The organism is Arthrobacter oryzae, from assembly GCF_037911235.1.
GTDB lineage: Bacteria > Actinomycetota > Actinomycetes > Actinomycetales > Micrococcaceae > Arthrobacter > Arthrobacter oryzae_E.
The window spans coordinates 39,551-52,619 of the sequence record NZ_JBBLYW010000021.1; the positions used below are offsets into that span (position 1 = coordinate 39,551).

The following is a 13,069-nucleotide window of genomic DNA, read 5'->3' on the forward strand; positions in this document are numbered from 1 at the left end:
TGGGCCGCTTCTGCTTGGCGACGGCGCCAGCGAGGAGGGTCCCATGTCTTGGGAAATTTCCGGAACATACGTTGGCAGCTGCAGTTGCCAGTTGATCTGTCCCTGCCCTGTGGACAGTGCTCCGACCGGACCGGACGGCGAATGCCGCGGCCTGAACGTCTTCCATATCGCGAGCGGGAAGATGGATGACACGGACCTGTCCGGCGTCGACTTCGCGTTCGCCAACTGGTTCCCCTCCCACCTGACCGCAGGCGGCTGGAAGGTCGGGGCCGTCGTCGACGACGGCGCGTCCGATGCGCAGGTGAGCGCCCTCGGGAGCATCCTCCGGGGTGAGGCCGGCGGACCGTTCGGCGACCTGGCGGCGCTGTACGGGGAATGGCTGGGCCTGGAACGCGCGAGTGTCACGTTCTCCGACGGGGAGACTCCGTCCGGCTCCGTGGCGGGCCGTGTGCTGGTTACGTTCGAGCCACTGCCCGGACCCGACGGCGGCGTAACCACCGTGAAGAATGCGATGTACGGCTTTGCGCCCGAATTCCGGATCGGCAAGGGACCGGGACACCCGGACCTCTTCGGCCTGGAGTTCGACGGCGTTTACGGCGAGACGTCCGATTTCAGCTTCGCCAGCGAAATGGCGGAGGGCGCCCCCAAGGGCCGCGGCTAAGTCCGGCCGGCCGATGTATCACAGGAAGCTGTTCAGGGGAGCTGCCGCGCCCGGGTCCGCCGCGGGTTCATGGGCAGCGTCGCCCTCCGCCAGAGCGGCCTCCCGGATCGATCCGCGGGAGGCTGGGCTCGTCGCCGTCCTGCTGGTCCTGGCCGCGGCGAGCTGGGTCTTCACCTCAGCCCAGTTGAGCGGGATGGACATGGGCCGCTGGACGGACCCGGGGCCGCTGGGGTTCTTCGTTGCCACGTGGGTGGTGATGCTGGCCGCCATGATGTTTCCGTCCGTGGCGCCCATGGTGGTGGCGTACGACCGGATCCAGCAGCATCGGCGCAAAACGGGGAGGTACGCGCCCGCCGGGGCAACCGCCGTGTTCGTGGCCGGTTACCTGCTTGCGTGGACGGTCTTCGGGATGGTGGCCTATTCCCTGTATATGTCGGTCGCGTCGCTCGCTCCCGGGCTCTTCGGTTCGGACCAGGGCGGGCGCTGGCTGGCGGTGGGCGTCATACTCATGGCGGCGGTTTACCAGCTGACGCCCGCCAAGAACGTCAGCCTGATGAAATGCCGGACGCCCATGGACTTCATCCTGCACCGCATGCGGCCCGGCTATCGGGGCGCGCTGGTCATGGGCGTGGAGCACGGTGCCTGGTGCGTTGCGTGCTGCTGGGCGCTGATGGTGGCGCTGTTCGCCCTCGGGGTGATGAGCATCGGCTGGATGGCGCTGATCGGGGCCTTCATTGCCGGGGAGAAGATGCTGCCTTGGAAGCGGCTGGCAAACCGCTCCGTGGCGGTGGCGCTGGCGGTGATTGCGCTCGGCGTTGCCCTCACTCCCGTGACCATGGACGGGATGGGGATGTAAGGTGCCGTCGTCGCGTGGTGCGGGGCGGCCATGAGCCGGGGGGATTCTGACCGGTCTCACCCAACAAAAGGAGCCGAAAATGTCTGAAGGAACTGGACTCCTCAGGCGGTTTTACGAAGAAGTGCTGGCGGGCGGCAATCTGGCCCTGATCGATGAATTTGTGCTCGACGACATGAAGGACCACGAGGACCCGATGCCCGGCCAGCCGCAGGGGAAGGAGGGCGTGAAGTTCTACATCAACGCTATCCGCACGGCGTTCCCGGACCTCACCGTCACACTGGATCCGGCATTGGCCGACGGCGACCTGGAGGCCTCTCGCGCGGTGCTGTCCGGCACGCACAAGGGGGAGTTCATGGGTATCCCGGCAAGCGGCAAGAGCGTGCAGTTCAGCAGCACGGACATCATCCGCATCCAGGACGGGATGGTGGCCGAGCACTGGGGTTCCTCCGACACGATGAGCCTGATGCAACAGATCGGGGCGGTTGGAGCCCAGCCAACAGGTGCGAGTGTTGGCTGACAAAAGCTTCCGGCCATAAAGAGTTTCCCGCCGCCGCTCCTAGCCGACGGCGGGAGGCATCACGTGCGGCATCGTCCCGTGGCGGTGCCGCACCCTTATGCGCGCGAGGCTGCTTTGGCGGCGGGAGCTGGCGCCGGTGCAACGGCCGCAACAAAGCCCGCTTCCTTCGGTCCCGGCGGGTAGGCGTGCTTGCGTCCGGCCACCACAATCGCCAGGGCGACGACGACAGGCACCGCAGCAGCGACCGGCACCATCAGCGGCCCCAGGGTGGTGAGGGCGGCCGCGCCGTAGAGTGCGCCGATGGTGATGCCCAGCTGGATGGTCAGCACGGTGAGCCCGTTGGCAGCCTCGCGGTATTCCTTGCCTGCGCGGAGGATGGCGGACTGGTTGTAGATGCCGATCGCGCCGAAGGCGGCTCCCCACACGGCCATCAGCACCAGGGCGCCGGGGACGGTGGTCCCGCCCAGCGGCAGGAGGACGTACGCTGCGGCGATGATCGCCGTCGTGATCAGCAGGGAACGGCGCGGCCGCATGTCCACGGTGATGCCGGCGATCCAGATGCCCACCAGCCCCGAGAACCCAAGGACTGTGAGCGACAGGGTGATGCTGTAGTCGGGCAGGCCGGCCTCGCGGAGGAACGGCGCGATGAAGGTGAACAGTGCGAAGTGCGCCATCAGCATCAGCGGCCAGGCGATGGCCACCGACTTCACCCCGGGCAGGCCCACCGCCTTGCGCAGGGACGGGCGCGGGGCGTCCGGGACCCGGCGCACGGCGGGCAGGAGCCATAGGGCAAGTCCTGCGAGGACGACGCCGGTGCCCGCCAGCAGGAGGAACGACGCCCGCCAGCCGATCAGCCCGCCCAGGGCGGTCCCCAGCGGAGCGCCGATGGCCAGGCCCAGGCTGTTGCCGCTGAAGACGATGGCCATCGCCTTGCCCACCTTGTGGGCGGGAACAATGCGCGCCACGAAGGGCGCCATCGCGGTCCAGAGCAGGCCGTGGGCAATGCCGCCCACCAGCCTGGCAGCTAGGGCGGCGCCGAAGTCGGACACCAGGCCCACCAGGGCGTTGCTGACGGCGAAGGTCAGGACGAGTGCCACCAGGAGCGTGTGCCGGGGGATGCGGGAGAGCAGCATGGAAACCGGGATCACCGTGGCGACGATGATGGCGGCATACCCGGCGGTCAGGTAGCCGGCCACGGGTTCGGACACGTTGAGGCCGGAGCTGATCTGGGGGAGCAGGCCGGAGGGCAGCAGTTCGGTGGTGATGGCGGTGAAGCCGATCATTGACAGCACCAGCAGCGCGCCGAAGGGCATGCGGTCGCGTGCGGAAGCGGAGGTCGCGGGAGACACGGGTGAAGGATCCTTTTCAGGGAGTGGGGAGGAACGCGGCGCCGGTTGCCGGGGTCCTCCACTCAAATTACCTGACTTATGGAACGCGAGGCAGGGTCTGTCAGACCCTGCCTTAGGTCGGTCCTGTAGACGCCGCTGGCCGACTTTGCAGTACCCATTGTTAGCCCGGTGACAGGAGCCTACGCTGTGCCCACGGCCCCAATCCGGGGACCCGCTCCAAGACAGGAAAAACCATGACCAAATATCTGTTCGAAGCGAACTACGTGGGCGAGGGAATCAAGGGGCTCATGCGCGAGGGCGGCAGCAAGCGTCGTGACGCGCTGGTGGAGGCCCTCAAATCCGTCGGCGGATCGCTCGATTGTTTCTACTACGCCTTCGGGGACACTGACGTCCTGGGCGTTTTCGATGCTCCCAGCCACGCCGACGCCGCCGCGCTTTCACTGATGATCAATTCGACCGGGTCCGTGAACGTGCGCCTGAAGCCGCTCCTGACGCCGGAAGACATCGACGAGGCGGCCAAGAAGACGCCGGCGTACCGGGCGCCCGGGCAGTAGGCGAGCAGGGCAGTAGGGGACCAGGGCAGCAGCGACGCACGACGGCGGCACCCGGTTTGGGTGCCGCCGGTCGCCGCAGCACTGCCAGCCTCAGGTGTACATCAGCGAGCCGGGAGTGGTGAGGAGCTCGCCCGTTTCCAGCCAGGTCTTCAGGCCGGAGAGGATCATCGGCCAGCCGCCGAAGAGCTGGTCGTTGGCGCCTTCGCGGAGCTGGTCGTGGGTGACGGTCAGGCGGCAGGAATCGCCCACCGGCTCGATCTCCCAGGTGACCCGCGACGTCCCTTCGGCTTTGACGTCCTCGCCCCAGAGCGCGCGCATGCTCTGGACCAGCCGGCGGGGCGGGTCCACTTCCAGGTTCTCGCCCTCGCCCAGGAGCTCGCCGCCCCTGGGTGCCATCTCGAACCGGCTGCCCGGCGTCCAGTCCGAGGTGATGACGGATCCGAACTGGTACTTGCTGCGGATCTCGCCGTCGGTGATGGCCTCCCAGAGCCGTTCCGGGGTGGTCTTGATGTAGATTTCGAAGATCTTTTCCATGGGACTTTCCAATCTGGTTTTGAGGTCGCTGAGGCCAGCGGCCCATGGTTCGGCGTATTTGCTCACCCAGCGGTCGTGGACCAGGCGGATGGGCACCGGATTCAGGAAGTGGAGTTTCTCGCGCCCCCGACGGCGGGTCACCACCAGACCGGCTTCCTCCAGGACCTTGAGGTGCTTCATCACGCCGTAGCGTGTCATGTCGAAGCGGGCCTCAAGGGCGTGGAGCGTCTGCCCGTCGTTCCGGAAGAGCTCATCCAGGAGATCGCGGCGGGTGGAGTCTGCCAAGGCCTTGAATACTGCGTCCACGACTCCAGAATAGGTGACTAATTGGTCACATGTCTAGAGCTGGACGGCACAAACCGGATCGGTCTCTTGTTCCTGCGCAACGCCCATCGTGTGTGGACATAACGAGATAGGCCAATTCGAATGAACGTCCGAATCCTTCAGAATTCATCCACGCCTGAAAGTTTGGATTATTTGTCAGCAAGTGTTTAGCTGTCTCCGACGCATTTGATTCATTCTTGGGGGACTTGAATTCTACGTCGGGTTGACGTCCCCACTTTAAATTGGAAACTGGGCCTAAATGGGGATCAACCATATAGATATTGCCGTCATGGTTCCCGTGTCGATCACGGAGAATCCGAGCACAGGAAGAGGCTGGCACGCCGGTCGGCTGCCCAGTCGCTACGACGAGAACGACCCGAATGCACCTGTTGAGTGGAAGGCCCTCGACAAGCGGTTGAGCTACTGGCTCTCTCCGGCGACCGACGGACGCCGATGGTATCGGCGTCCTGGGGACGACTATTTCGATCCACACAACCCCGAAGACGCGGACCCCAAGCTGCGTAAGTTATTGGATGCTCGCTTTGGCACTGCCTTGGACAATGACCGTGGAGATGAAATTGATCTTGGTCCCCAGCGAGTGGTTGGACTCGACGGCATTGACTTGATACGGATTCACGACGGAACAGAAAATAACGGAATCGCGGTCATCCGGTTCCTTTTATACATTCCGACTCACATGCCGGACGTGATCCTCGAGGAACTCGAAGTGCTGCGGTCCGTCCTTCGGGACCTCGCGCTTTATCCGACTTTGTCCTCCAGAGTCCGGATCGACGCGCTCGATGGTCTTGATGAGGACGACATCCTTTGCCTCTTGGAAGACGAGATCCTGCATGATGCGGTGGAATCTGAAGGCGAACGTCCGGTCGCTGCCTCTGAAGAGCCGAGCTCAGGGATGGCCCATCGAATGGACTCCCATATGGAGTACGCAGCCTCTCGAGTCGATCTGAATCAGATGCCGCAGGACGCGTCGGGCCTACCTTCGCAGGCGGGTCGGACGACGGCCCAAAACGAGGTCCGGTCCAAGGTCTACGGACTCTATAAAGCTCTGCTCGAGCCCGTTGCCCATATTGCTCCCGACGACGGCACATTGCCGCCCTGCAAGCTAATGACTCAGATAATCCTGGGCGACGATTTTTCCGACGATGCTGAGCTGGCCCAGACGGAGAACATGGGGATAGATGCCAGAATCCGACAAATCATGCTCTTGACGGATCTCGACGGACGCATAGATAGCTTGGCTGCGACGCAAAGCGGAGCAGAGGACAGCTATATTCACCTCCCCAGGGACGCCGCAATAATCGGGATCGGATCGTCAGGATTGGTGGTTGTGCACGAAGGAGAGGGAGATTTCATCCGCTACCGGGATGTTTATCTACTGAGCGAAATGCAAGGATCGCTGATCACCGCGGTAGATAACGGACTCTTTGAAGCGGGTTCTGTCGAAGAGCCGCGGCGGGCAGGAAGGCTGGGACGATTTCTTGTCGCAGATCCCGTTAGTAGTGCCTTCAAGCAGATGCACTGGAGTGGCATCGTGTCCACGGATGGAGCACTCCAGAAGGTTTACGACTTTGCGCTGCGCACCAACCGCACAGAACAGCGCTTGGCGAGCACAAGGGCAGAACTCACCGAGGCCAATGACACGGTCGCTCGAGACGCGGAATCCACTATGAACTGGCTCCTGATGGCTTTGGCCATCCTGGCGTTCGCTGTTCCTATCGGACTCACAGTGGCGCAGTTCCAGCAACCTTGGCCGGATGTCTGGATGGTGCCCACTGGGCTGGGCATTGGCGCGGTGCTGGCATGCGTTTTCTGGATTGTATTCAGCAGAAAAATCAAACGTAGCTGACGATTGCCGGCTGCGGCGCAAAGGCCGTCCACTTCCCGAAAGGATAATGGACGGCCTCTTCGTCTTTGGCCTCAGTCCCGCAGCACCCAGGCGGCGTTGTCCGGCTGCAGCCAGCCGTCGGTTTCCAGCGGCGCGGCACTGGCCAGCACGGTCCCGGCGGGCAGCCGCACCGGCTCGGTTCCCATCGCGACCGCCACCAGGAACCGCGGGCTGCGCTCGCAGATCAGCAGGTTCCCTGCCTCCACGCGCCAGCTGCCGCCGTCGTGCGCGGTGAACACGCCCTGTTCCCACAACTGGCGGCGGAGTCCGACGGCGGCAGTCACCAGCGCGAGCGTGGAACCCGGGTCCTGCTGCTGGGTTTCGGCCGCGTGCCTGCCCCAGTCCTCGGGCTGGGGCAGCCACGGCTTGGCTGCGGACGAACCCATCGAGAACCCGTGGTTCAGCGCAGGGTCCTCGGTCCAGGGGAGCGGGACGCGGGCGCCGTCGCGGGTGATGCCGCCGCGGGCCCACATCGGGTCCACCCGGGCGTCGACCGGGACGTCCACCTCGGGTAGTCCGAGTTCCTGGCCCTGGTAAATGTAGGCAGCGCCGGGCAGGCCGAGCAGTGCCAGCAGGGCGGCCCGGGCACGCCGGACCCCCGGCTCGCCACCGCCGAACCGCGTCACGGCGCGGACGATGTCATGGTTCTCCAGCGCCCAGCTCGGCGCCGCGCCGTGGAGCTGCCGGGCCGCCTCCAGCTCCGCCCCCACGGAAGCCCAGGCCGCGGCATCCCAGCCGAGCTTCACAAACGCGAAAGCGAACGCCTGGTGCATCTCGTCGGCGCGGGTGTAGCGGGCGGCGCGGGCCGGTTCCAGGTTGACCTCGCCCACCAGCAGGCGGTGCGGCTGGTACTTCTCTGCGAGGGTGCGCCAGCGGCGGTACACCTCGTGAACTTCCTCCTGGTCCGAAACCAGCGGGTTGGACCGGAGCCCGTCCACCACGGCGGTGGCGGACGGTGCGTCCGGCAGGCCGTCTGCCTTGAAGAGCGCATGCGCGACGTCGATCCGGAGGCCGTCCACGCCCTTGTCGAACCAGAAGCGGAGCACGCCTTCGAAGTAGTCGCCCACCGCCGGGTTCCGCCAGTTCCAGTCCGGCTGCCCGGCGGAGAAGAGGTGCAGGTACCACTCGGTATCCGTAGGCGAACCCGGCGCGGCGCGGCTCCAGGCCTGCCCGCCGAACACGCTCTGCCAGTTGTTGGGCGGCAGGTCGCTGAGGGAGTCCGGGGTGGAACTGCGGCCCTCCACAAAGTGGAACATTTCCCGCTCCGGCGACCCCGGCCCGGCCGCGAGAGCCTGCTGGAACAGCGGGTGGGCCGAGGAGCAGTGGTTCGGGACGACGTCGAGCAATACCCGCAGGCCCAGCGAGTGGGCCAGCTCCAGCAGCGCATCGAACTCGGCCATGGTGCCGAAGAGCGGATCCACGCCGCAGTAGTCGCTCACGTCGTAGCCCTGGTCCACCTGCGGGGAGGGCTGGAACGGGGTCATCCAGATACCGTCCACGCCGAGGGAGGCGATGTACGGCAGGCGGGCGGTGAGGCCGGCGAGGTCGCCCACGCCGTCGCCGTTGCCGTCCGCGAAGGAGCGCGGATACACCTGGTAGATGACCGCGGACTGCCACCACCCGCCGTCGTGCGCTTCCGGTGACGCCCCCGAAGAAGGCGCGGCCTCCGAAAGCGAACCGCTCATTTGCCGGCTCCGGCGGTGAGGCCTTCCACGATCCGGCGCTGGAAGACCAGCACCATGATCACCAGCGGGACGGTGACGATCACTCCGGCAGCCATCTGTTCGCCGAACGGCGCCTGGAATTCGGTGGCGCCGGTGAACTTGGAGATTGCCACGGTGGCGGTCTGGATCCGGGGATCGTTGATCATCGAGAGGGCGATGATGAACTCGTTCCAGCTGTGGATGAACGTCAGGATGGCGGTGGTGAACACGCCCGGCGCGGCCAGCGGGAGCAGCACCTTCCGGAACGCCTGCCACTTGGTGCAGCCGTCGATCATCGCTGCTTCCTCGAGGTCGAACGGCAGCTGTTTCATGAACGTGGTCAGGTTCCAGACGGCGAGCGGGATGGCGAAGGACAGGTTGGGGATGATCATGGCCTGGTAGGTGTTGATCCAGCCGAGGTCCGTGAAGAACCTCAGCAGCGGGACCACCACCGAGATGCCGGGGAACATCGACGTCGCAATAATAACGCCGAGGATCACGGACTTGAACCGGAAGTTCAGCCGCGAGATGGCGTAGGCGGCGAACACACCCAGCACCAGGGCGAACACCGTGGTGGTGCCGGCCACGATCAAGCTGTTGAGCAGGGCCTGGCCGAACATGGTGGAGCCGTCGAACACCTTGACGTAGTTCTCCAGGGAGAACGGCGCGGGCAGGAGGGTGTTGTCGAAGATGTCCGCGGTGCGGCGGAGGCTGGAGACGATCATCCAGTAGAACGGCGCCAGGCAGTAGGCGAAAATCAGCACCAGCCCGGCGTAAACGGAATAGGAGCGCCAGGTGCTTGGAACCCAACTCTTTGGCACCGGTGACGTCCGTGCCCAGCACCTTCACGAACACGATGGCGACGACGGCGACGTACAGGAAGAGGATCACGGCGAACGCGGACGCGGAGCCGTAGCGGAGCTGGTTGGACTCGTCCCAGGCGAGCATGGAGAGGGTTTCCACGGATTCCTTGCCGGGGCCGATGAGGACGAACGGGAGGTCGAACATCCGCAGCGCGTCGAGCATACGGAAGAGCACGGCCACCAGGAGCGTCGGCTTCACCAGGGGGAGCGTGATGGAGCCCAGCTGGCGCCACCAGCCGGCCCCGTCGATCTTCGCGGCCTCGTACACTTCCTCGGGGATGATCTGCATGCCGGCCAGGACCAGGAGTCCGATGAACGGCGCAGTCTTCCACACCTCGGCGATGATCACGGCCAGCTTGGAGGCGGTGCCCTCGGCGGTCCAAAGGATTTCGCTGCCCAGCAGGGTGTTGGCGATGCCGTCCGACTGGAAGATCCAGCGCCACAGCAGGCGGGAGACGGCGGTGGGCACGGCCCACGGCACCAGGATGCTGGCGCGGAGGAAGGACCGGCCGCGGAACGCCCGGTTCATGGCCAGCGCCAGACACAAGCCAAGGACGGTCTCCAGCAGCACCGTGGTGACGGTGAAGAACGTGGTGTTGCCGAAGGCATTCAGGAAGCGCCTGCCGGATTCGCCCACGAACAGGTCCGCGTAGTTGGCCAGGCCCACGAAGGCCTCGCCCTCGGTGACGAAGCCATCCGCGTCCAGGCCGGATTCGGCGCGGAAGAGCGACTGGTGGATGGCCGAGATGAGCGGGTACACGATCACCAGGGCCAGCACCAGGAGGGTGGGGGAGAGCAGCATGGCGGCCATGCGGACTGCGCGGAGCTCTGACGACGCTGGAGCGGCTGTGCCGCCGAATATTGACTCCCGTAACGTGCATGGGAGCATAAAAAGTGTCGGGACAGCCCTGCTTCCGGGCACGCTGCGAACCGACAGGCAGAAGGTTGTCCGATGGCTGTGGCTCAGGTGGGCGGATCGTGGATCCGTGCTGCGCACGTTGCCTTCATGGTTGTAACCTCCATGGTGCTGGGCGGATGCACCGTCGGCCCGGTGCCGGGCCCCACGGAGCCGGCATTGCCGACGTCGACCTCCCCGCCCACCGCGTCCGGGCCGCCGTCGGGAGCCACTCGAGAGGTGAGGGCGCAACTCGAGCAATACAGCCAGGGGCTGATTGACGCCGGTGCTCCCGCGGTCCTCATGGAGTTGCATGTGGGCGCGGAGGTCTGGACCCATGCCGCGGGTGTCCGGAACCCGGCGGGGGAAGCTGCCCGGGCCACCGACGCCGTTCCCGTCGGCCACATCACGCAGTCCCTCGTGGCAGTCTCTGTGCTGAAACTCGCCGAGGAAGGCAGGCTTTCCCTTGACGAACCGGCCAGCACCTACCTGCCGGAGCTCCGCAGCCTGCTCCACCAGCCGGAGCCCTTCACAGTGCGGCGGCTCCTCGGCCACACCTCGGGCATGCCCGACTACTACGCCGCCCTGCTGGATTCCGTTCCTCCGCGGCAGGCCCTCGCCACCCGGATGAGTCCTGAACAGAGGCTTGAGTTGGCCGCAACGCTCCCTTGGCACAAGCGCAGCGCCCAGGGCCTGAGCTACTCGAATTCGAACTACATTGCCCTCGGCCTCATCGTCGAACGACTCCGGGGGCGGCCGCTGGCTGACGTCCTGCGGGCCGACGTCGTGCAGCCCCTGGGGCTTGGCGGTACCCGGTTGTCGGACGACGGGTCGGTGCCGGAGGGCATGGTCCACGGCTATAGCCTCGTCGACGGTGAACCCGTCGACACCACCTACGCCGCCCTTCACCGTGGTTCCGCGGCCACCGGCCTTGTGTCGACGGTGACGGACCTCAACACGTTCTTCGACGCGCTGTTGAATGGTCGGCTGGTGGGCCGCGGTCTGGTGGGGGAGATGCTGGCGCCCGTCTACGCCGAATACGGTCTAGGCCTGCATCAATGGAACGACACCTGCACGAACGGCTTCTACAACGGCTATGTGGGCGACGTGCCAGGATACGGAACCGTCGCGATGGCCAGTGCCGACGGGAGCCGGCGGCTTGCCCTGGCAGTGGCTTACCCGCCGTCGCCGTTGTCCAAAGACGCCAACGCGATCGCTTTGGAGATGACCGGACTTGCGGAAGAAGTCCTTAACGGCAGCTGTCGCTTAGGTGGAGGCGTTTCGTTCGGCCGTGATCTGTTCGCGCAGGATGTCCGCGTGCCCGCAGTGCTGGGCGAGCTCGCGCAGCATGTGCAGGTACACCCAGCGCAGCGGCAGCGGGCCGCGGCGGTTGCCGCGGAGCACGTCGTCGAGGTCCAGGACCGAGGTGGCGCGGCGGGAAGCGTCGCAGGCCTCGCGGTGGGCCTGCTGGACGGTGGCGACGGTGTCGCACTCGTCCAGGATGAACGACTCATCCGGTGTGGCCGGGATGCCGATCTCGGCGCGCGGGCGGCACGTGATGGCTTCGTCGAACCAGACCCTTTCCACGAAGATGGCATGTTTCACCAGGCCCAGCAGTGTGGTCCGTGACGGCACCAAGGACTGGCGCGCTTGCTCCTCGGTGAGTCCGTCCAGGGAGGAGTTGAGCATGCTGCGGTGCTCGTTGAGGAATGCTTCGAACTGGACGCGGGCCGGCTGGTGGAGGACGTCTTCGGCGAACGTGGCGGGGAGGGGAGGCATGGGTGAAGTATTGCAAGGCCGCCGGTGCAGGGCAACGGCCGGGGACCCGCTGCCGTCCCTGCTATTGGGCCGAGCGCCGGTTGCGTGCCAGGCGTACCAGCTGGCTGAAGGCGACAACGAAGACCGCCTCGATCAGCACCATCAGCCCTAGCAGCAGCCACTGCCCCTGGCTGATGAAGACGACTGCGCCGGTGAGGACCAGCACGGTTCCGAGGACCAGCGCATACACGGCGAATCCGAAGGCCACCCTGGCGCTGCGCACGCCGGTGCGGAAGCCAAAGCCCAGGGGCTGTCCGCCGGGCAGCCCCGCAACGCGGTCGGGGCCTGCGGGCGGGAGCTTGTCGAACTCTTCCCACGGATCCCGGTCCTGATCCTGGTCGGTCATAGCTCCATTATCCCGCGCGTCCGGGCGGCGTTGGGGTCCGTCCCCGTCCCCGGGTCCTGGGGTCCGGCCCCGTCCCGGCCGAACCGTGGAAGCTGCAGGTTGGGCCTATCCCGTGGCGCAGCTTCCGTGCGAGCATGGGCCTCACCGAAACCGCAGACTGAGGGGACCCGATGAAATCCAACGAACTGCTGCTGGACGCCTTCGATCGGATCCGGGAGGCTGTGGCGGACACTCTTGACGACGTGGATGACGACCTCCTGGTGCGCCGGCCCGCAGGCACCGGAAATTCGATTGCATGGCTGGTCTGGCACCTTGGCCGGGTGGAGGATGCGCAGGTCGCCGCCGCAGCAGGTTTGAAACAGGTCTGGAGCTCGCAGGGATTTGTGGACCGCTTCAACCTGCCGCTTCGCGAGCGTGACACCGGCTACGGCCATTCGAGCGTGCAGGTCGATTCGGTGAAGGCCCCGCCGGCGCTGCTGCTCGAATACTATGACGCCGTTCACCGGCAGACCGCGGACTTCCTGCAGACCCTGGACGACGAGGACTTCGACCGCATCGTTGACACCCGCTGGGACCCGCCGGTCACTCTCGGCGTTCGGCTGGTGAGCACGATTGCCGACTGCCTCCAGCACGTGGGGCAGGCCGCCTACGCGAAAGGGCTGAAGCACTAACTGACCGTGCGGAGAAGTCACTTGGCGGTGAGGTTAATGTTGACCAGCCAGGTGCCCTCCAGGTCCGGGTCG

At 65.8% G+C, this 13,069-nt stretch carries 12 protein-coding genes and 2 pseudogenes; 7 read left to right on the forward strand and 7 right to left on the reverse strand.

What is annotated here, in order from left to right; genetic code table 11:
* The first annotated feature begins 43 nt into the window (after positions 1–43).
* From WMN78_RS06520 to WMN78_RS06530, 3 genes are all read left to right on the forward strand, one after another.
* Positions 44–661: a DUF1326 domain-containing protein gene (locus tag WMN78_RS06520; protein ID WP_340532749.1), complete on the forward strand. Its 618-nt coding sequence runs from the start codon at positions 44–46 to the stop codon at positions 659–661.
* A gap of 13 nt (positions 662–674) precedes the next feature.
* Entirely contained in the window at positions 675–1,517 is an 843-nt protein-coding gene (locus WMN78_RS06525) for a DUF2182 domain-containing protein (RefSeq protein ID WP_340532750.1), read from the forward strand.
* Between the two features lie 79 nt (positions 1,518–1,596).
* Positions 1,597–2,034, forward strand: coding sequence for an ester cyclase (locus WMN78_RS06530; protein WP_340532751.1), 438 nt, complete (start codon positions 1,597–1,599; stop codon positions 2,032–2,034).
* Positions 2,035–2,129: 95 nt separating this feature from the next.
* Here WMN78_RS06530 and WMN78_RS06535 read toward each other — a convergent pair whose 3' ends face one another.
* A complete protein-coding gene (locus WMN78_RS06535; RefSeq protein WP_340532752.1) occupies positions 2,130–3,383 on the reverse strand; it encodes an MFS transporter in 1,254 nt (417 codons plus the stop codon).
* 233 nt (positions 3,384–3,616) lie between these two features.
* On the opposite strand from WMN78_RS06535, the gene WMN78_RS06540 reads away from it, so the two are divergent.
* Positions 3,617–3,937, forward strand: a complete 321-nt coding sequence (locus tag WMN78_RS06540) for a GYD domain-containing protein (protein ID WP_340532753.1) — start codon at positions 3,617–3,619, stop codon at positions 3,935–3,937.
* Positions 3,938–4,027: 90 nt separating this feature from the next.
* On the opposite strand, the gene WMN78_RS06545 is transcribed toward WMN78_RS06540, so the two are convergent.
* Positions 4,028–4,777: an ArsR/SmtB family transcription factor gene (locus WMN78_RS06545; RefSeq protein WP_340532754.1), complete on the reverse strand. Its 750-nt coding sequence runs from the start codon at positions 4,775–4,777 to the stop codon at positions 4,028–4,030.
* 277 nt (positions 4,778–5,054) lie between these two features.
* Between WMN78_RS06545 and WMN78_RS06550 the strand changes: the two genes are divergently transcribed.
* Positions 5,055–6,662: a hypothetical protein gene (locus WMN78_RS06550; RefSeq protein ID WP_340532755.1), complete on the forward strand. Its 1,608-nt coding sequence runs from the start codon at positions 5,055–5,057 to the stop codon at positions 6,660–6,662.
* A 71-nt stretch (positions 6,663–6,733) separates the two neighbouring features.
* Here the strand turns inward: WMN78_RS06550 and WMN78_RS06555 are convergent, their stop codons facing one another.
* The 3 genes and pseudogenes from WMN78_RS06555 to WMN78_RS06565 all read right to left on the reverse strand — a co-directional run.
* Positions 6,734–8,386, reverse strand: a complete 1,653-nt coding sequence (locus WMN78_RS06555; RefSeq protein WP_340532857.1) for an alpha-amylase family glycosyl hydrolase — start codon at positions 8,384–8,386, stop codon at positions 6,734–6,736.
* On the reverse strand, positions 8,383–9,168 hold the full coding sequence (locus WMN78_RS06560) for a carbohydrate ABC transporter permease (protein ID WP_340532859.1): 786 nt from the start codon (positions 9,166–9,168) through the stop codon (positions 8,383–8,385). The genes WMN78_RS06555 and WMN78_RS06560 overlap by 4 nt, the downstream gene beginning before the upstream one ends.
* 145 nt (positions 9,169–9,313) lie before the next feature.
* Positions 9,314–10,501 (reverse strand): annotated as a pseudogene (locus WMN78_RS06565) (carbohydrate ABC transporter permease); the annotation flags it as partial.
* Between WMN78_RS06565 and WMN78_RS06570 the strand changes: the two are divergent.
* Positions 10,466–11,323 (forward strand): annotated as a pseudogene (locus tag WMN78_RS06570) (serine hydrolase domain-containing protein); the annotation flags it as partial. The pseudogenes WMN78_RS06565 and WMN78_RS06570 sit on opposite strands and share 36 nt — an antisense overlap.
* Positions 11,324–11,428: 105 nt before the next feature.
* Here the strand turns inward: WMN78_RS06570 and WMN78_RS06575 are convergent.
* Positions 11,429–11,941, reverse strand: coding sequence for a DinB family protein (locus WMN78_RS06575; protein WP_340532756.1), 513 nt, complete (start codon positions 11,939–11,941; stop codon positions 11,429–11,431).
* Positions 11,942–12,002: 61 nt separating this feature from the next.
* Positions 12,003–12,326 carry a hypothetical protein gene (locus WMN78_RS06580; protein WP_340532757.1) on the reverse strand — a complete coding sequence of 108 codons (324 nt, stop codon included), beginning with the start codon at positions 12,324–12,326 and terminating at the stop codon, positions 12,003–12,005.
* Between the two features lie 170 nt (positions 12,327–12,496).
* On the opposite strand from WMN78_RS06580, the gene WMN78_RS06585 reads away from it, so the two are divergent.
* Positions 12,497–12,997, forward strand: coding sequence for a mycothiol transferase (locus tag WMN78_RS06585; RefSeq protein ID WP_340532758.1), 501 nt, complete (start codon positions 12,497–12,499; stop codon positions 12,995–12,997).
* Positions 12,998–13,069: the final 72 nt, after the last annotated feature.